We start from the raw sequence: 19,040 nt of genomic DNA, 5'->3' as shown, positions 1-19,040 counted from the left end.
CCGGTCCGCCGTGACCGTCCTCCCAGGAGTGCCGCGATGACCGTGTCCCCGCCCCGTGACGCCGGGCCGACGCCGGCCCGGCCCTCCTACCCGGCCGCTCCCCGCAGCGGACCGGTGGAGATCGTGCACGGACAGCCCGTGGCGGACCCCTACCGCTGGCTGGAGGATCCCGACGACCCCGCCACCGCGGCGTGGTGCGCGGCCCAGGACCTGCTCCACGCACAGGAGTCGGCCCGCTGGCCGGGCCGGGAGGCGCTCCGCGCCCAGATGACGGCGCTGCTCGCCGGCGGCGGCAGCGGCCCGCCGGCGGTACGCGGCGGGCGCGCGTTCCACCTGCGCAGAGAACCGGGCCATGACCTGGCCGTGCTCGCCGTGCGGGAGCACGGACGGACCCGGGTGCTGCTCGACCCGCTGGAGGCCGACCCGTCGGGCACCACGGTGCTCGACGCCTGGGAACCCTCGTGGGAGGGCGGCCTGGTGGCCGTACAGCTGTCCTGCGGCGGTACGGAGAACTCGGTGCTGCGGGTGCTCGACGCGGCGACCGGCGAAGTGGTGGACGGACCCGTCGACCGGGTCCGCCGGTCCCCCGTGGCCTGGCTGCCGGGCGGCCGGGCCTTCTACTACGTACGCCGGCTGCCGCCGGAGCGGGCGCCGGGCGGTGCGGGCCGCCACCGACGCGTGTATCTGCACGAGGTCGGCACCCCGACCAACCTCGACACGGAGATCTTCGGCGCCGGGCGGCCGGAGACCCAGTACTACACCGTGGCCACCTCCCCCGACGGCCGGCTCCTGGTCATCGGCGCCAGTGAGGGCACCGCGCCGCGTACCGACCTGTGGACCGCCGACCTCACCGTGACCGGCGCGGACCGGCCCGCGCTGCGCCGCTTCCAGCACGGCACCGACGCGCACACCGCCCTCCGCCTCCGGCCGGGCGGCGGACCCCTGCTGCTCCGGACCACCGCCGGCGCGCCGCGCGGCCGGATCGCCGCGGCTCCTCGCGACGCGACGGACCCCGGCCGGTGGCGCACCCTGGTCGACGAGCAGCCCGGCACGGTGCTCCAGGACTTCGCGGTCCTGGACGGACCGGCGCTGGACCGGCCCCTGCTGATGGTCGTCCGGACCCGGCACGCGGTCGGCGAGGTAACCCTGCACGACGCCCGGACCGGGGCCCCCGCCGGGGCCGTGACCCTGCCCGGACACGGGACGGTGACCCGTCTGACCACACGTCATGACCCGGGGCACGAGGCGTGGTTCACCTACGCCGACCACCTCGCCCCCGCCGTCGTCCTGCACTACGACGCGGTCACCGGGCAGCTGCGCCCGTGGCCGGGTGACGGGCCGGCCCGACCGCCGGCGGGCGGCGTGAGAGTCACCCAGGAGGTCGTGCGTTCCGGTGACGGCACCGAGGTGCGCATGTTCGTGATGTCTCCCACCGGCCGCCCCGACCTGCCACGTCCCACCGTCCTCACCGGCTACGGCGGCTTCGGCGCCTCGATGACCCCCGGCTTCACCCCGCAGGCCCTGCCGTGGGTGCGCGCCGGCGGCGTGTACGCGGTGGCCTGCGTGCGCGGTGGCGGCGAGGAGGGCGATGCGTGGCACCGGGCCGGGCGCCGCGAGCACAAGCACAACACCTTCGACGACTTCGACGCCGCGGCCGACCATCTGCTCCATGCCGGATGGGCCGCGCCCGGCCGGCTCGGCGTCCTCGGCAGTTCCAACGGCGGCCTGCTGGCGGCGACCGCGCTGACCCGCCGTCCGGAGGCGTACGCGGCGGTGGTGTGCGCGGCTCCGCTGCTCGACATGGTGCGCTACGAGCGGTCGGGGATGGGGGCGAGCTGGCGCGACGAGTACGGGAGCGCCGAGGACCCCGACGCGTTCGCGCGGCTGCTCGCGTACTCCCCGTACCACCGGGTTCGCGAGGGTGCCCGCTACCCGGCCGTGCTGCTGGCCGTGTTCGACGGCGACACCCGCGTCGATCCCGCGCACGCCCGGAAGATGTGTGCCGCCCTGCAGTGGGCCGGCACGGGTGAGGGGCCGGTGGTGCTGCGTACCGAACGCGGCGTCGGTCACGGCACACGCGGCGCCTCGCGCAGTGCCGGACTGTACGCGGACGTGATGGCCTTCTTCTCCCGCTACCTGGACCTCGACCTGACGGGGGACGTCCCGGCATGAACGTACTTCTGTGCCCGCTGAGCGACCCCGGCTACCTGTACCCGGCCCTCGCGGCCGGCCGGGAACTGCGCAGGCGCGGTCACACCGTCCACGTGCTCGCCGGGCAGCGGGCCGGGTCGGCCGTCACCGCGGCGGGCCTGGCGATGTCGGCCGTCGCGGACCCCACCGCCCTGTCGGTGACCCACTGGACCATCCGCGGTCCCGAACAGCACGACGTCGTGGCGCGGGCGGTCCGGCGGCTGCGGCCCGACGTCCTGGTCACCTCCGTGCTCTGCCACGGCGCGCTGGTGGCCGCCGAGAGCGCCGGACTGCCGGTGGTGGTCCTCGGGCTGGCGGCGTACCTGTGGCCCTACCGCACGGGGCCGGCGGACGACTGCGGCCGCGCGTGGCGGCTGGCGGAGACCCTGAAGCACTACGCGTCGGTCCGGGAGACGGCCGGTCTCGCCCCGCGGCACGACCGGTTCCCGGACACGCCGCTGCTCGGCACCGCCTTCCTGCTGCGCGGACACCCCGCCCTGGAGGTGGCCGACGCCGAACTGCCGGGCTCCGTACGGCATGTCGGCCCCTGCTGGTGGGAGCCGGAACCCCTGGCGGAGGAAGCGCTGCCGGACTCCAAGCCCTTGGCGTACGTCCATCTCGGCCGTACCTTCGGCGGCACCAGCCTCTGGCCCCGCCTCAACGCGGCCTTCGCCTCGGGCACGCACCGGGCCGTGGTGGAACTGGGGCGGTCGGGCGGCCCCGAGGCCGCACCGGACGCCGACCTGATCGTGGGGCGCCGGCACTGGATGGGACCGCTCGTGGAGCGGAGCGACCTCGTCCTGACCAATGCGACGTCGGCCCCCGTCCTCGCCGCGCTCCTGCACGGCAAGCCGCTGCTCGTCGCCCCCAACGGCTCGGAGCAGCAGGTCCTCGCCGCCGGCTGCCTGCGCGCGGGCGTCGCCCGCAGGCTCCCGGAGCCCGGCGCCCGCGCCGAGGCCCTGCGTGCCGCGGTCCGCGACACCGCCCGCGATCACGGTGTACGTGCGCGCACACGGGAGCTGGGCGGTCTGCTCGCCGACGGCAAGAGCGAGGCGCGCGCCGCCGACGCCGTGGAAGCGGCGGCACGCTGACCCCCGGCGGACCGCCCGGCCCGGCGTCGGGTCGACGCGGCGGTTCCCGGCGACGGCCCCACCGCGGCCCCTCAGCTCCCGTGCGGTGCCTGCGGTGGCATCCCGTCCAGGAGCACGTCCCGCAGCGCGGTCACGAGCTCCAGGCTCCGCTCCCGGACCGCCGACGGTGCCGGGTCACCGCGCCGCTCGGCGACGACGGCGAGAGCCGCCGCGGCCTGGCGTGCGAAGAGGGCGAGCAGGTCGAGTTCGGAGAGGCTGGAGCGGGACTGCGCGACGGGGTCGAGCACTTCGAGCACGCCGAGCACCCGGTCCCGGTGGGCGAGGGGCGCCGCCATCAGCGCGTCCGGGACGTACCCGGTCGACTGCGCGACGTCCCGGGCGAACATGCCCTGGTCGCGCAGGTCGTCCGCGACCATCGGCTCGCCCGAGACGAGCACCCAGCCCGCCAGCCCGCGGCCGGCGGGGAACCGGGAACCCACGAGGGACTCCTCGCCCTCCCCGGCCACTGCCTGGAAGACCAGCTCGTCGGCGTCCTCGTCGTGCAGGAGGACGGAGCTGGCCGCGGCTCCGAAGATGGCCCGTGCGGTCTCGACGACGGACTGCAGCAGATCGTGCTCGGCGCTGCCGGCCCGTGTCGCGGGGCCCACGCCGGTGGCGGGGACGAGGCCGTGGGACTGGCTCATGATTCACCTCGGGTTCCTGGTGCGCCGATCCGCACGTTCGCGGCGGAGAGGTAGAGCGCGTGCTTGATCTGAAAGGGCGTCAATTTCGGGCGGCTGCCCAGCAGTCGTGCGCACATCCCGCTGATGAACGGGGTGGCGAAACTGTTCCCCGTGGTGCGGATGGTCCTGCCGCCCGTCCAGGCCACCTGCACGTTCTGGCCGGGTGCGAAGAACTCCACGGGTGGTGCGGGGTTGTACAGGAAGAGCCCTGAGTCGTCCTCACGGTGGGTGCCGACGGAGATCACCGACGAGAACCGCCAGGGGAAGCTCTCCACGGGTGTGTTGTGGGCCGATGCCACCAGCGTCGTTCCGGTGAAGAACGCCTGGTCGGCCAGGGACCGCAGGGTTTCGAGGAACTTCGGGCGGGTCGTGGACAGGCTGAGGTTGACCACGTCGAAGCCTTGGTCGACGGCCCAGCGCAGTCCGGTGAGCAGGGCGTCGCCGCTTCCGGTGAAACCCTCCCCCAGCACCCGCACGCTGTACAGATCGCAGCCGGGCGCCACCCGGCGGACGATTCCGGCGCACGCGGTTCCGTGCCCGCATCCGTCGCCGGTGCCGTCCGGCAGCGGACCGCTGTCGACGACCCGCAGGCTCCCGTCGGCCGCGGGTGCCACCTCGTAGGAGCCCTGCACCGGTCCGACCGAGGGGTGACCGCACTCCACTCCGGTGTCGACCACGCACACGCGTACGCCCGTGCCGTCCGACCACGCCGAGGGATCGGCGGGCGGGGTGTCCGCGAGCAGGGCGAGGTCCTCGGGAGTACGGTCGCGCAGGCTCCAGGTGAGCCGTCCTGCCGTCCCGGTGGTCATGGAGTCCTTCCTTCCGGCCCGGCCCGGCGGCCGGTGCTCCCGGCCGCGGCCGCGCTGTCGTCGGCGAACGCGGCCGCGCGGTCCGCGCCGATCCGGTGTCCCTTGGCGGCGAAGTGCCGCTGCGCCGTGCGGGCCGCCCGCGCCGCGTCGCCGTGCAGGGCCAGCGTGCGCAGCGTGTGGGCGAGATCGAGGGCCGCGGTGCCGCGGACGACCGGGGAGTCCGTGTCCGCTGCCGCGGCGGTCGCCCCGACCGCGCCGGCCCGTGCGGCGGCCGCCTGCCCGGTGAGAGCGAGGGCACGGGCCCGCAGCCCCTGCGCGTCGGCGGACTCCGCCGGAGGCAGTCCGGCCTCCCGGGGGTCCGGCAGGGCCAGGGCCGGGCCCGGATCCCCGAGCTCCAGCAGGATCCGGGCCCGCTCGCGGGCGATGCCGGGCAGCGCGCCCGTGGCACCGAGTTCACGGCCTGCGCGGGCGGCCTCGTCCAGGAGGGCGATCCTGCGCTCCGGCGTCCCCGTCAGCGCCTCGACCTCTGCGGCGAACAGCGGGACGAACAGCGCGCTCTCGGCGTAGCCGAGGCCGCCGGCGAGCCGCGCCGCCTCGGCCAGCCTCTCGCGTGCCTCGTCGTGACGGCCCTGCAGCGCCAGGAGTACGGCCAGCGGGCAGGCCAGAGTGGCGTGGACGGTCGGCCGGCCGGCGCCATGGGTGGTCAGCAGTTCCTCGCAGCGCGCGACGGCGCGGCCGACGGGCGTCGGGCCCCGCCACAGGGAGATGCCGACCGCGCCGAGCGCCAGGGCCCGTTCGGGTTCCGCGTCGGCGCGGTCGGCGTGGTCCAGGGCCTGACCCAGCAGTGCCTCGGCTTCGGCGTGGCGTCCACGCCCCTGCCGGTCCTGCGCGATGCGGACGCAGGCACGTGCGATGCCCTGGTCGTCGCCCGCCACCGTGAAGAGCGCGAGGGCCGCCTCGGCCACCTCGGTCGCGGCCCCGTGCCGGGGGTCGAGAGCCGTCAGGGCGAGCCGGGCGTGGGCGGCGCCCAGCAGGTCGCCGGACCGGTCCGCCGTGTCGAGCGCACCCGCCAGCAGTTCTCGGCCGCGCACCGGCTCACCGCGGGCGACCTTCGTCTCGCCGAGGCGGCGGGCGGCCTCGGCGGCCGCCGGTTCGCCGGGCGCGGCCAGCTCCAGACCCTGGGTCAGGAGATCGTCGGCCCACGGCAGGTCGGAGCGGGCCAGCGCGGCCGCGCCGGCCCGGATGAGCAGGCCGGCGGCGCGCGTGCGCAGCACGTCGGTGTCCTCGTCGCGCATCCCCAGTTCGGTGAGCAGGCGGTGGGCCCGGGCCAGGTGGGTGCCGACGGCGGCGTCACCCGCCTCGTGCCGGACGAGGACGCGGGCGGCGTGCTCGTGGCGCCGGGCGCGTACCTTCTTGGCCATTCCCCGGTAGGCGGTCTCCTGGACGAGGGCGCTGCCGAACCGGAGCACGGAGCTCATGGCCAGGGTCCGGCCGCCGGCCTCGACCAGGCGCCGTCGTACGAGGCCTCGCAGCGGCCCCGCGGCGGACCCGGCGGGGCAGGAGTGCTCGGCGTCGGCGAGTTCCGTGAGGTCGGCGGGGCGGAACTCGCGCCCCAGGACCGCGGCGAGCTGGAGCAGGGTCCGTTCCTCGGGCGGCAGCGCGTCGATCCGGGCGCCGAGCAGGGCGTGCACGGTGAGCGGCAGGTCGTCGCACTGGGCCGCCACGGCTGTCAGGTGTTCCAGGTACAGCGGATTGCCCTCCGCGCGGTCGAGGGCGCCCTCCAGCACTCCCTGCCGGTGGGCCGCCACCTCGACCAGTTCACCGGCGAGGAGGGCGGCCTCCTGGCGGGTGAGGGGCGTGAGCATGAGCGAGGCGGAGCGCATCCGGCCGCTGCCCCACCCGGGGTGTGTCTCCAGCAGTTCGGGACGCGCGGCGCACACCACGGCGACGGCCGAGCGGTCGAGTTCGTCCAGCAGCCGCTCCGCCATGTCGAGCAGCGGTGCGGACGCCCAGTGGCAGTCGTCCAGTACGAGTACCACGGGCCGCTCACGGGACAGCCCGTCCAGCAGGCAGGCGAGCGCCATGAGGGTGTCGTCGGCCGACGGGCTGGGTGTGCCGTCCGCGAGCAGACCGCTCCGCAGCAGGCGCAGGGCATGCTCCGCCTCGATCCGCTCGTGCACCGGCAGTGCCGCGAGCCCGGCGTCCTCCCCGACGGCCGCGAGTACCTGGCGTACCGCTTCGGCGAGCGGTGAGAGGGTGCCGCTCTCGCCGTACGGACGGCATCGGCCCTCGCCGTACGCCGGGCAGTCCCGCAGCCACTCGCGCAGCAGGCGCGTCTTGCCGAGGCCCGCCTCGCCGTAGACGGTCACCAGATGTGAGCGGGGGTCCGCCGTCAGTTTGCGCAGCAGCAGGCGCAGTTCGGCCAGTTCCTGCTCGCGGCCGATGAACGGGGTGTCGAAGCGGCGGACCCGCTCGGGGTCGTCCTCGTGCAGACCGGTCAGGCGGCGGGCCGGGACCGGGTCGTCGACGCCTTTGAGGGACAGCGCACCGGCGGGCTCGGTGACCGCCGTGGGCCCGGCGGCGCGCAGGGTGGCGGGTCCGATCAGGATCTCGCCCGGGCCGGCGTGCTGCTCCAGCCGGGCGCCTATGTTGACGACCTCTCCGGAGACCAGGGCCTGCCGGGCGGCGGGATCGACGCTCACCACGACCTCGCCCGTGTTCACGCCGATGCGGACGGCGAGCCGCACGCCGTGCTCCTGCTCCAGTTCCGCGTTGAGTCCGTCGAGGCCGGTGATCATCCCGCGGGCGGCGGCCAGGGCCCGGTGGGCGTCGTCCTCGTGGCGCACGGGGACCCCGAAGACGGCCATCACGGCGTCGCCGATGAACTTCTCCACCGTTCCGCCGTGTTCCTCGATCCGGGCCCGCATCAGCGCGAAGTAGCGCAGGGTGAGCGTGCGCAGCGTCTCCGGGTCGAGCCTCCCCGACAGGGCCGTGGATCCGACGAGGTCGCAGAAGAGCACGGTCACCACCCGGCGTTCCTCGGCCGTCGCGGCCTCCGCCACGGCCACGCAGGCGGTTCCGCAGCCTGGGCAGAAGGCCGCGCCGTCCGGTGGTGGTTCGGGGCACCGGGGGCACATGGTCCTCGTGGTCCCGGCCATCAGAACAGCGCTCCGCCGGCGATCTCGCTGTGCGCCTGCACCTCCGGCTCGGCCGCGTCCAGCCGCTCCTTCAGGCCCAGCAGCAGCGTCAGTTCCTCCGCGCTGAGGTCCTGGAGCACCTCGCGCTGCTCCGGTGACAGGCTGTGCAGCGGGAACCCGGCGTCCTCCAGGGTGCGGAGGCGGTCGCGATCGTGCGCGTGGTCAGTCATGAGCGCTCTCCGATACGTGGGATGCCGTGGCGATGCGGTCGAACAGCTCGGCGAGGGCGGTGACCGTGTGCAGCGCGCTGACGGCGACCAGGGAGCGCCGTGCGGCGTCCAGCGGAAGCCGGCCGATGAGCCGGTCCAGGTCGGCGCTGTGCCCGTCGTCGAGGTCGGCGTGGAGGCGTACGGTCTCGAACGCGGCATGCGGCAGCCCTGTCTCGCGGGCCAGCCGGCCGGCCAGACCGGGCGCCGGCGCGTTGCCCTCCAGTACGGCGATGTAGCCGAGCAGGGCCACGGGGTGGCTGTGCTCGATCCAGTAGTACTGCGCTCCCACCAGAGCGGCGACATGGGCCGGCGGAACGGACCCGGTCAGCTCGCACGGCGCTGCCCCGGATGCCGCGGCGTCGGCGAGCAGCCAGTCGTCGTGGCCGCGCTCCTGCTCGGCGTGCTCCCGCAGATAGCGCGCGAGTGGCCGGGCCAGCGGGTCCCGCTGCAGCGTCTCGCACCGGGCGGCCGCCCGCTCCATCAGCGGCACGGAGGCGCGGATCACCTGGTGCATGGCGCGCAGGTAGTGCCGGTACCGGCCGGGGAGCCCGGCGTCGGAGCGCCACATGCGGGCGGCGGCGGCCCTCAGGGCGGGCTGGACCAGGGACAGTTCGAGGCGCAGGCCGGCGGCGGCCGACACGTTCATGCGGGAGCCTCCTCGTCACCGGGACCGCCGAGCAGCACGAGCGGCGCGTACGGCCGGCTCCCGTACCGCCGCATCAGCACCTCGGCCCCCGCGTCGCGCTGGAGCCGGGCGCCGAGCGCGTCCATCGCGCCGGCGGCGGGACGGGATCCGGCCCGTCCGGCGGCGGCCAGTTCCGCGGGCCGCCCCGCCAGGCCGCGGCAGTCGGCACAGGACGCGACGCCCGCGGTACGGATGGTGCGCAGTACGGGTGAGTCCTGGCAACGGCTGCGTATCCGCGGCCAGTCGTCCGTGGCGATGTGTCCCAGACGCAGATGCTCCGGCACCGGGTCGGCGTCCACCACGGCCTGGTTGCAGCAGGCCGTGACGGTGCCGTCGAAGGCCACCACCGGCCAGGCCGCCATCGCGCAGGGGGACGGCGCCGCCCCGGCGCCGCCGGCCTGGACCGTACGCGCGCCCGCCCAGCCCGCTGCCCGGCCCACCGGTCGGACGTGGTTGACGAGTACGGCCGCCCGGTCGCGGAACTCGGCTCGTACGGCCGCGGTGACGTCCGCGAGATACGGATCGTCCGCCGAATGACCCACCACATGAAAGCTCACGTCGATTCCGCTTTCCATGATGTGGTGCATCGCACGAAAAGCCGCCGCGCGCGGCACTTCACGTTCGTGGAATACGTCGACGCTCGCCGAGAAATGTGCGACATGCGCCAGGGCACGCATGATGCGGGCGGGAACCCGCCCGTCGGCCGCGAAGAACATGCCACTGAGCACGGATGTGCGCGTCCCCGCCGAGGCGGCGAGCGACGCGAGTTCACCGACGAGCGCGGGCCGCAGCAGCGGCTCACCGCCCGTGAGCATGAGAACCTCCGGACGGTTCCCCGCGGTGAACCCGCCGACGAAGCGGCGCAGCGCCGCGGCCGGGGTGTCCTCGCCCCGCGGTCCCGACGATGTGGAGCAGTGGGCACAGCTGAGCGGGCACCGTCTGGTGAGGGTGGCGAGCAGCCCGGCAGCCGGAACCGGACGCAGTTCGATGATCTCCGCCAGTCGCATCGCGTCACCTCCGTCGGTCCCGGGACAGGCGGCGCCAGGGTGCGCGGCAACGGTTCGGTCCCGGTTGGTACCGGGTTGGGGCCCGGTACGCGGCGCAGGGCCGGCCGGGCCGGGCGTACCCCGGACCGGGCTCGGCGTTTCACCCTGTTCCATGCACCTATGACCGCTCCATCCCGGCGGGTGCGTTGCTGCATGCACCTTGAGCCATCCTCGGCCCCATGGCCCCGCCTCCGGCATGTGACCATGCTGTGAAGAACGGAAGGAATTCCCCCGAATTCCCCAGGCATTCACGGCTCCTCGCGGACTCGCTCACCCCCCCGACCGCACCCCGGAGGCTTTCGTGCACGCAATTGTTCTGTCTTCCCCGAATTCCGACGACACCGGTTGGGGAAGGGGCTGAGAAAATGACCGACACGTTCATGGAGAGCCGCACCGGAGAGGCGTATCCCGGGATTCGGCGAGAACCTACCGGCGATGACGGTACCGGGGCCGCACAGCTGCGCATCGATCTTCTCGGCCCTCTGCGAGCCTCCCGCCACGGCCTTCCTCTGCCGCTCGGTCCGCTCAAGCAGCGCCTCGTCCTGGCGGTTCTCCTCACCCGCCCGAACACGCCGGTCTCACTGGAGGAACTGACCGACGCCCTCTGGCCGGACGATCCGCCCCGCACGGCCCGCAAGAACCTCCAGGTGTACGTCTCGAACCTCCGCCGGGTACTCGATCCCGGCGACCTCGGCCGGCTCCGTCACGGTCCCGGCGGATACGTCCTGCACCTGACCGCGGACGAGTGCGACAGCCTGCGGTTCGACGAACTGGCCCGGCACGGCGACGCCGAGCTGCGCGCGGGGGCGCCGAATCGCGCCGCTCTCCTGTACCGCCGGGCGCTGGACCTGTGGCGCCATGCTCCCTTCAGCGATCTCGCGGCCCGCGCCGATGTGCTGCGCGCTGCCGTGGAGCGGCAGCACTCCCGCCGGCTGGCCGTGTACGAGGCCTGGGCGGAGGCGCAGTTGGAGACCGGCGAGCCGGCCCCGGTCGCCGACACCGTGGACGAGATGGTGAGCCGGTACCCCCTGCGGGAGCGGCTGCGGGCCGCCCAGGTCACCGCGCTGCACCGGGCCGGCCGGAGAACGGAGGCGCTGGCCGCGTACGACGACTGCCGTCAGCAGCTCTCCCGCGAGCTGGGGCTGGAGCCCGGTGCGGCGCTGCAGTCGGCCTACCGCTGCCTGCTGGAGAACGCCGCCCCGGCCCGGCCGCGCGGCGGCCCCACCGGGTCCCGGCTGCTGCCGCCCGGCCTGGCCGACTTCATCGGCCGGGAGCAGGAACGGGAGTCGCTCTGTGCGCAGTTGAGCTGCGAGGGCGGGCCTCCGGTCCTGCTCACCGGACCGGCCGGCATCGGTAAGACGGCTCTCGCCGTGCAGGTCGCGCACCACCTCGCCGCCCAGTACCCCGACGGTGTGGTCGCCACCCGGCTGTGCGCCGAGGACGGGTCCACCCGCCCGTGGTCATCGGTGCTCGCGGAGCTGGCCCGCTCCCTCGGCTGCACCGAGCGGCTGCCCGCCGACCGGGAGGAGGCCGCCACCGCCTGGCGGTCCTGGCTGTCGGGGCGCCGGGTCCTGTTGCTCCTGGACGACGCACCCGACGCCGCCGCCCTCGGCCCGCTGCTGCCGCCGTCGGGCCCCACCGCCGCGCTGGTCACCTCACGGAGCCGGCTGCCGTGCCTGGAGTCCGCGCACCGCACCGAACTCCCGCCGCTGTCCGCCGATGAGGCCCTGAGCCTGCTCGGCCGCATCATCGGCCGGACCCGGCTGGAGGCCGAACACGCCGCTGCCGAAAGGATCGTGACCGCCACCGGCTTCCTCCCTCTCGCCCTGCGTGCGGGCGGGAACCGCCTCTCCGTGCTGCGCCACATGCCGCTGGGACAGTACGCGGACCGCCTTGAGCACCCTTCGGAGGCGTTGGACGAACTCTCGTCCGGCGGCCTCGGGGTCCGCGCCCGTCTGGCCGGTGCCTGGGCCCGGCTGCCCGGCCCCGCCCGGATCACCCTCCGCGCCCTGGCCGCGCTGCCGGACCCCGCCTTCTCCCTTCCCGTCGCCGCCCGCGCGCTGGGCCTGGACGGACGGAACACACAGCGCGCCCTGGAGGGCCTGATCGACGTCGGCGTCCTGGCTCCGCCGTCCTGTCCGGAGGTGACCGCTCACAGGGGGGCTGATGCGGAGCCCGTGCGCTATGAACTCCCCTGGCTGACCGTGCTGTTCGCACGGGAGCAGGCGGCCGGGCCGGGAACGCGGTGTTAGGACCGCGCCTGCCGGGGCACGCCGACCGCGCCGGCGCCGTACGGAGCGGCGGCCTGAGCAGGTTCGGCGCCGAGGTCACCGAGATCGGCCGACGGCCGACGGCTCCCCGGACCGGACCGGCGTTCTCGGGGAGAGCCTCCCGGCCGCCGCCGCCCCGGTCGGCGCGAGAGGCGACGGGGCCGTCCGCGTCCGGCCGGGCGCGGACGGCCGCCGCGCGCGCTTCAGGCGCCGCCCGGGGCCGGGGCGGAGGACTGCACCCGCGCCAGGTAGCCCGCCTGGAAGCGGCTGGCCGCACCCAACTGCTCCATGATCTCCGCGATGTGCTTGCGGCAGGTGCGCAGCGACATTCCCAGGCGCCGGGCCACCATCTCGTCCTTCATGCCCTCCGCCAGCAGCCGGACGATGGCCTGCTTCACCTCGTCCCGTGCCGAACTCTCCGTCCAGGCCGGGTGGTAGGGCTCGGCGAGCGACCAGGTGTGGTCGAAGGTGGCGCACAGGTACGCCACCGTGGACGGCTCGTGGATGACGATGGCCGCGTCCAGGTCGTCCTGGTGCGGTATGAAGACCGTCTCCCCGTCGAAGGCGACCATGCGGCCGAACAGTTCGCTCATGGTCCTGATCTCGGCACCCTCGTCGGTCATCCGCCGGGCGTACTCCTGCGTGGGCAGGTGGTAGCGGGCCGTGTGCTGGTAGAGCGTGCGCATCCGCACGCCGCGGCGCAGCATGTCCCGGTCCTGGATGAAAGCCTGCTCCAGCAGCGTCGGAGAGCGGCCCCCGCCGGGGTGGCAGGTGCGGACCTCCTGGCGGCACCTCATCGTCGCCTCGGTGATCATGCCCACGACCGTCTTCAGGTCGGTGACCTCTGTCAGCGGCGGCCGCCCCTGCCACCGGCGCCGGCTCTCCGCATAGAACGGTGTCAGCAGGGCCAGCTCGCCCCGGAGCTGGTCGATCTCGGCGAGTTGCCGGCGCAGCCCCGCCTCCTTCGGCGCGACCAGCGCGGCGATGGCCGCGTCCGGGGCCACCGCCACCAGCCGGTCGGAATCCTCGGGCAGGTAGCGCAGCAGCAGCAATCCGGTCAATGTCCCCACCGCCGAGGCCGTGCAGTCCTCCGTCAGCCCCAGTGTCGTGCCCAGCGTCTTCGCGTCGCACGACCCCTGGTCACTCACCCACCTGAACACCCGCACGGCGTCCTCGGACAACTGCGTGCCGAACTCCGTCCTCCCAGCCGTCCCGCGAAGACCCTGTAACTGGCCGTCCTCACCCATGACGCCCACCCCTCATCAGCCAGATGGCTCCGCCCCCGCCGTACAGATGTCTATTGTTCAGATGCGCGGTAGATATTCCCAGACTGCCTGGAAGGTTTCACCGTGGAACGAACCAAAGGGGCAATCACCCTGCTCCTGGGACTCCTCACCGTCCTTTTCAGGGGCCGGGTGCGCTTTTGGCGGCACCGTGCCGATGGTGACGGGGGTACGGCCCGCGAGGTGCTCAACCAGCCGCCGCGGCCGGTGCGGGGCAACGATGACGACACACCGGCGGTGCCCACTCCCCACTGGTGACCGGCCCGTGCGAGGCCCGCGCCGGGGCCCGTACCCCGGCGATCGTCGCGGACACCCACCGCCCGCCGCCCGCCGTCCCGAGGACGCGGGGCCTCTCGTTTGGATCAAGGCGTACCGAGTGGGGTTTGATGTACTTCATGAGCGAACCGACAAAGCCCGAGATCGCACGGCCGGCGGGTGACGCTCCCCAGGAGCTGACCATCCGGGACCTCGTCGTCGGGGACGGGCCGGAGGCGAAGCCGGGAAGGGTCGTCCGCGTTCATTACGTCGGGGTCACCTTCGAGTCCGGAAAGGAGTTCGACGCCTCCTGGGACCGGGGCCGGCCGTTCAAGTTCGCCGTGGGCGGTGGCCGGGTCATCAAGGGCTGGGACCGGGGAATCAGGGGCATGAAGGCCGGTGGCCGGCGCGAGATCATCGTTCCCCCGCACCTGGGCTACGGCAACCAGTCACCCTCGACGACGATCCCGGCGGGTTCCACACTCGTCTTCGTGGTGGACCTGCTCTCCGTGGCCTGAGCAAGGCAGGGGCCTCCCCGGCCCCACCGAAAGCCGCCACGAGCGGTGGCCGAGCCCGCCGACGTCTCAACCATGACCGCGTACCGGCACGTCCTCGCCACAGGAGACCCCGTCTTCGTGGAGCGGCCGGCCGGCTCATCACCCGGCGGGCAGCCGCGCCCACACCGACGCAGCCCCTGATGCGCCGCGTCGGAGGCGCGCTCGCCGACGAGGCCACGGCGTTGACCGGCGGCGACGGGACGAATCGGCGGCGACCGAACGGCCCTGCGCCATGCCTGCTCAACGACAGAGCACGGGCATCGCCGCATGCCCTCCCGCTGCGGCACGTACAGCCCGCCGTCACGGGGCAGGCCACGTCCCGTGCGGCATCCGCGCGGCAAGGATCCCTCAGTGGCGAAGCATGACATGTGGTCCTCCGGACGTCGATTGCCGCCATGACGGTGGCCATCCATCGGCCATGTGCCCATGTGTAACAACTGGTTGACCTGCCTCCGCTTCCTGAATATGGTGCTCACACCCCCGAGGTATATCGATATACCCATGCGACAGGAGGCTTCTCGCCTTGCGCTCCCCTATGGACCGACGCAGCTTCATAGCCCTGGGTGCGGGCCTGGCCGCGGTGCCCACGCTCAGCGCGTGCGGTGCGTTCTCCGCATACGGCTCAGACCCCAACACCCTGGTGATTCACAGCCAAATGGGCGGAAACGCCCCCGGCTCGCCCACGTTCCGCGCGGTCGTCGGTCAGTTCCGCAAGGAAAACCCGGACATCACCGTGAAGAACCTGGTCAACGGCGACGATCTGGGACAGGTCTACGAGACCTCCCGCCTGGCGCACGCCGAGGCCGATGTCGTCATGGTCAATCTCTACGACAAGACGCTGGCGTGGACCGAGGTGGGCGCGACCGTTCCGGTCGGCGGTTATCTCGACGACTGGGGACTGCGCGAGCGGGTCATCCCCAAGGCCGTGACCGAGTGGACCGATCCCAAGGGACGCCTGCGCGCACTGCCGTACATCGGCGCGAACTGGCCGGTGGCCTTCAACGAGGCGCTGCTGCACCGCGCCGGAGTGGACACCCCGCCGACCACCTCCGACGACCTGATCTCCGCCGCGAGGAAGCTACGGGGCAAGGGCATCGCCCCGTTCACCGTCGGGGGCAACGACTGGACGGGGCAGAAGCTCCTGGCGCAGATCATCCAGACCTTCATGAATCCGGCCGAGGCCCGCCACGTGTATGCGACGGGCGACTTCAGCGGGGTACGGGGCGCACAGGACGGCATCGCGTACTTCGCGGATCTGCGCGATGCCGGAGTGTTCGCGGACAAGGCACAGGGCCTCACCTCGGACACGATGACCACGCAGTACAACACGGCGCACGCGGCCATGGAATCCGCCATGTCCTCGGCTCTCGCCAAAGTTCCTGACAACGTTGTCAAGACCACGTCCGTCGGCGGCTTCCCTCTCGCGGCCGGAGCCGTCCAGAGCAAGCCGACCATTCTGCGCACCTACACCGTCTCCGGGTTCTGGATCAGCCCGAACGGGGTGAAGAAGATCAAGAACGTGGAGCGGTTCATCCGCTTCATGTACCGGCCCGAGGTGGTGGACCGGTTCGTCACGGAAGGCGGCCGCGACATGGCCGTGGTCACCGAAGCGCTGAGCAAGGACTTCCCGCTGGTGTCGAAGGCTCAGCAACTGGGCGACTCGGTGAGCCAGGCGGTGCTGCCCGACCAGTACATCCCGTCCGCCGCCGCGCAGCCGCTCATCCAGGCCACCTCGACCGCCTTCACCCCGGGGACCGGAACGCGCGCCATCCGCAAGGCGCTCGAGTCCGCGTACCGCTCCGTCTGAACCCGCCTGCCGAGAACGGAAGTCGCACCCCAATGACGATCACCTCGTCCCGGCCCGCCGACACCGCACGCCGGGCCATCACCCCCGACCGGCCCTCCGGCCTCCGTCCGGGCCGCAGTCGGAGCACCACGATCCTGGCGCTGCCCGCGCTTGTCTGGTATCTGCTGTTCATGGTCGGCCCGATGGTCGCGATCTTCGTGATCGCCGCCCTGCGCTGGCCCGGCATGCTCCAGCCGGTCTCCTTCGCCGGCCTCGACAACTTCCGCACCGTCTTCGCCGACTCGGTCTTCTGGGATGCGGTGGGCAACACGGCGATCCAGCTGGTCATCGCGCTGCCGGTGATGATCCTTTGCGCGTACATGCTCGGCTACTACGTGGCTCAGCGGCCGCCCGGCCACCGTGTCATCCGGTATCTGCTGTTCGTACCCGGTCTGATCTCGACCCCTGCGAAGGCGATGGTCTTCTACGCCGTCCTCTCCCCCGACGGCCTGCTGAACGGCGCCCTGTCGGGACTTGGACTCGGCTCCCTGACCGACGCCTGGCTGGCCAATCCTTCGACCGCGCTGTACTGCCTGATCGGCATGGACATCTGGGCGGGGATCGGTTTCACCGCGGTGCTGTTCGCGGCGCGGCTGTCCAGCGTGCCGGAGGACATCGGGGAGGCGGCGCAGCTTGACGGGGCGGGCCACTGGCGCACGATGTGGCGCATCCACTTCCCGGTCGTACGGGACTACGTGGGTGTGGTGACCATGCTGCAGTTGCTGTGGACGCTGTTCGGCTCGGCACAGAACGTACTGCTGCTCACCCAGGGAGGCCCCGGCACCTCGTCGACGACGCTGTCCTTCCTCGTCTACCAGAAGGCGTTCATCGAGGCAGACCTCGGATACAGCCAGGCCGTGGGCGTGATCCTCTTCCTCGCCGGCCTCGCGGGTCTGCTGGCCGTCCGCCGCGCCTTCCGCCCCAGCTACTGAGCCGAACGGAGCTCCCTGATCATGAGTGAAGCAATCAAGGCGACCAACTCCCGTGGGAGGAAAGCCAAGTTCGGGCGCTCGTGGCTGCCCGCACATGTGCTGGTCTGGGCGTACACGGTGCTTCTCGCGGTGCCGCTGTACTACTTCCTCGCCTCCGCCTTCAAGTCCAACGACGCCATCTTCGGGCACCCGCTGGCTCCGCCGACCTCGCTCGGCCTCGGTAATTTCCGCACGGCCTTCGAAACGGCCGACCTGGGGACCGCGGTACTGAACTCGGCACTCGTGACCGTGCTGGCCCTCGCCCTCACCCTCGGGCTCGCGGTGCCTGCCGCGTTCGCACTCGCCCGCTCCGAGGGCCGGGCGGCCTCGGTGATCGAGAAGGTCTTCTCCCTCGGGTTCCTCATACCGACGTTCGCCGCCCTGTTCCCCACCTTCCTGCTCGCGGCCGCGACGGGTCTCTTCCACACCCGGACGTTCATGGTCCTGCTCCTTCCCGCGACCGCGCTGCCCCTGTCGGTCGTGATCCTGGTGCAGTTCATGCGGACCATCCCCAAGGAGATGGAGGAGGCGGCGCGGATGGACGGCGCCTCGACCTTCGCGGTCCTGCGCCACATCTACACGCCGATGTGCCTGTCGGGCATCGCCACGGTGCTCCTCCTGAACTTCCTCAGTTTCTGGAACGAGTACCTCTACTCCGTCATCCTCATCGGTCCCGACCCGGACCTGCGCACCGTCCAGGTCGCCCTGCCCACCCTGAAGTCGGTGACCGGGACGGACTACGGCGTCCTCACGGCCGGCACCGTGCTCACCCTGGTCCCGGTGTGGATCGCGTACACGGTGCTGCAGAAGCGCATGCAGACGGCCCTGGTCAGCGGTGCGGTGAAGATGTGAGCACGCACGCGGCGGGCAGGCGCCCGACCATCAAGGACGTGGCGGCGGAGGCCGGGGTGTCGCCGGGTGCCGTCTCCAAGGTGTTCAACGGCATGGGCCGGATCTCCGAGCCGACCCGACTGCGCGTGCAGGAGGCCGCCGCCCGGCTCGGCTGGTCGCCGAACGCGGCGGCGAGCGCGCTTCGCCGCTCCCGTACCCACACCATTGCCCTCGTGGTGCGGCGCCCCAGCGACGTTCTCGGCACGGACCCTCACTTCAGCGAGTTGATCAGTGGTCTGGAACGTGAACTCGCGCCACAGGGCTACGGATTGCTGCTGCACCTCGTCACGGACGTCGACGAGGAGAGCCGTCTGTACGAGCGGCTCGCCGCGGCGGGCCGGGTGGACGGCGCGGTACTCACCGACTACCGCATCGACGACCCGCGCCCCGGTCTGCTCCGTCGCCTCGGCCTGCCGTTCGTCCTGCTCGGCGCCCCGGACGGTGTCACGCTCAGCCACCAGGAGGCGGGGGTGACGGAGGCCGTGGAGCATCTCCTCTCCCTCGGCCACCGGCGGATCGGCTACGTGGCCGGGCCGCCGGAACTGGTCCACTCCCGGTTCCGGCTGGGCGTCCTGACCGACGTGCTCGCACGATCCGGGCTCACCCCGGCCGCCGTTGTCCCCACGGACTTCAGCGCAGCCGCCGCGATCTCCGCCACCGAACGGCTCCTCGCCCTTGCCCCCTGCCCCACAGCCATCGTGTACGCCAACGACTCGATGGCCGTCTGCGGCATCGGCACCGCCCAGCGAGCGGGCCTCTCGGTCCCCGGCGACCTGTCCGTCATCGGCTACGACGACCTGCCGCTCGGCCGCTGGCTGCATCCGGCCCTGACCACGGTCGACCAGCGGGTGACCGAGGTGGGCGCGGCAGCCGCGCGCTCGCTGCTCGCAGAGGTCGGCCAGAGCGAAGCGCCCTCGCCCGGCCTCGTCGGACGCCCGCGTCTCGTCGTCAGGGAGTCGACCGGACCGGCCACTGCCTGACCCCCACCGACCTCGTCCCCTCCCCACGCGAACCACCG

Annotated in this window: 15 protein-coding genes; 8 read left to right on the top strand and 7 right to left on the bottom strand. The window is 73.0% G+C overall.

What is annotated here, in order from left to right:
• Window positions 1–36: 36 nt before the first annotated feature.
• Together ACIQMX_RS11305 and ACIQMX_RS11300 are read left to right on the top strand one after the other, a co-directional pair.
• Window positions 37–2,172: a prolyl oligopeptidase family protein gene (locus ACIQMX_RS11305; protein ID WP_402476722.1), complete on the top strand. Its 2,136-nt coding sequence runs from the start codon at window positions 37–39 to the stop codon at window positions 2,170–2,172.
• Complete coding sequence (locus ACIQMX_RS11300) at window positions 2,169–3,281, top strand: glycosyltransferase (protein ID WP_402476719.1); 1,113 nt, start codon at window positions 2,169–2,171, stop codon at window positions 3,279–3,281. The genes ACIQMX_RS11305 and ACIQMX_RS11300 overlap by 4 nt, the downstream gene beginning before the upstream one ends.
• 71 nt (window positions 3,282–3,352) lie before the next feature.
• Here the strand turns inward: ACIQMX_RS11300 and ACIQMX_RS11295 are convergent, their stop codons facing one another.
• The 6 genes from ACIQMX_RS11295 to ACIQMX_RS11270 form a co-directional block, all read right to left on the bottom strand.
• The gene (locus ACIQMX_RS11295; RefSeq protein ID WP_363072046.1) at window positions 3,353–3,964 is read right to left on the bottom strand and encodes a GAF domain-containing protein; all 612 of its coding nucleotides are present in this window, start codon (window positions 3,962–3,964) and stop codon (window positions 3,353–3,355) included.
• On the bottom strand, window positions 3,961–4,812 hold the full coding sequence (locus ACIQMX_RS11290) for a S8 family serine peptidase (protein WP_363072044.1): 852 nt from the start codon (window positions 4,810–4,812) through the stop codon (window positions 3,961–3,963). Before ACIQMX_RS11290 ends, ACIQMX_RS11295 begins: the two co-directional genes overlap by 4 nt.
• Window positions 4,809–7,880 (bottom strand): AAA family ATPase, encoded by a 3,072-nt coding sequence (locus ACIQMX_RS11285; protein ID WP_402476716.1) that lies wholly within the window; start codon window positions 7,878–7,880, stop codon window positions 4,809–4,811. Before ACIQMX_RS11285 ends, ACIQMX_RS11290 begins: the two co-directional genes overlap by 4 nt.
• Window positions 7,881–7,969: 89 nt before the next feature.
• Window positions 7,970–8,179 carry an aroma-sacti cluster domain-containing protein gene (locus tag ACIQMX_RS11280; protein WP_219568169.1) on the bottom strand — a complete coding sequence of 70 codons (210 nt, stop codon included), beginning with the start codon at window positions 8,177–8,179 and terminating at the stop codon, window positions 7,970–7,972.
• Window positions 8,172–8,864, bottom strand: a complete 693-nt coding sequence (locus ACIQMX_RS11275; RefSeq protein WP_402476713.1) for an iron-containing redox enzyme family protein — start codon at window positions 8,862–8,864, stop codon at window positions 8,172–8,174. Before ACIQMX_RS11275 ends, ACIQMX_RS11280 begins: the two co-directional genes overlap by 8 nt.
• Complete coding sequence (locus tag ACIQMX_RS11270; protein WP_402476710.1) at window positions 8,861–9,910, bottom strand: radical SAM protein; 1,050 nt, start codon at window positions 9,908–9,910, stop codon at window positions 8,861–8,863. Before ACIQMX_RS11270 ends, ACIQMX_RS11275 begins: the two co-directional genes overlap by 4 nt.
• A gap of 404 nt (window positions 9,911–10,314) precedes the next feature.
• Between ACIQMX_RS11270 and ACIQMX_RS11265 the strand changes: the two genes are divergently transcribed.
• Window positions 10,315–12,201: a BTAD domain-containing putative transcriptional regulator gene (locus tag ACIQMX_RS11265; RefSeq protein ID WP_402476707.1), complete on the top strand. Its 1,887-nt coding sequence runs from the start codon at window positions 10,315–10,317 to the stop codon at window positions 12,199–12,201.
• Between the two features lie 221 nt (window positions 12,202–12,422).
• Here ACIQMX_RS11265 and ACIQMX_RS11260 read toward each other — a convergent pair whose 3' ends face one another.
• Window positions 12,423–13,367, bottom strand: coding sequence for a LuxR C-terminal-related transcriptional regulator (locus ACIQMX_RS11260; RefSeq protein WP_402476704.1), 945 nt, complete (start codon window positions 13,365–13,367; stop codon window positions 12,423–12,425).
• 530 nt (window positions 13,368–13,897) lie between these two features.
• Between ACIQMX_RS11260 and ACIQMX_RS11255 the strand changes: the two genes are divergently transcribed.
• From ACIQMX_RS11255 to ACIQMX_RS11235, 5 genes are all read left to right on the top strand, one after another.
• A complete protein-coding gene (locus tag ACIQMX_RS11255) occupies window positions 13,898–14,275 on the top strand; it encodes an FKBP-type peptidyl-prolyl cis-trans isomerase (RefSeq protein WP_402476702.1) in 378 nt (125 codons plus the stop codon).
• Window positions 14,276–14,837: 562 nt separating this feature from the next.
• Window positions 14,838–16,121 (top strand): ABC transporter substrate-binding protein, encoded by a 1,284-nt coding sequence (locus ACIQMX_RS11250; RefSeq protein WP_363072030.1) that lies wholly within the window; start codon window positions 14,838–14,840, stop codon window positions 16,119–16,121.
• A 32-nt stretch (window positions 16,122–16,153) separates the two neighbouring features.
• On the top strand, window positions 16,154–17,092 hold the full coding sequence (locus ACIQMX_RS11245; protein WP_363072028.1) for a sugar ABC transporter permease: 939 nt from the start codon (window positions 16,154–16,156) through the stop codon (window positions 17,090–17,092).
• A 21-nt stretch (window positions 17,093–17,113) separates the two neighbouring features.
• Window positions 17,114–17,983 carry a carbohydrate ABC transporter permease gene (locus ACIQMX_RS11240; RefSeq protein ID WP_363072026.1) on the top strand — a complete coding sequence of 290 codons (870 nt, stop codon included), beginning with the start codon at window positions 17,114–17,116 and terminating at the stop codon, window positions 17,981–17,983.
• Entirely contained in the window at window positions 17,980–19,002 is a 1,023-nt protein-coding gene (locus ACIQMX_RS11235) for a LacI family DNA-binding transcriptional regulator (protein ID WP_363072024.1), read from the top strand. Before ACIQMX_RS11240 ends, ACIQMX_RS11235 begins: the two co-directional genes overlap by 4 nt.
• Window positions 19,003–19,040 lie beyond the last annotated feature (38 nt).

Source organism: Streptomyces sp. NPDC091416 (assembly GCF_044756845.1).
Lineage (GTDB): Bacteria > Actinomycetota > Actinomycetes > Streptomycetales > Streptomycetaceae > Streptomyces.
Note: the sequence above shows the minus strand (reverse complement) of the source record. Positions and strands in the feature narration are given on the sequence as shown.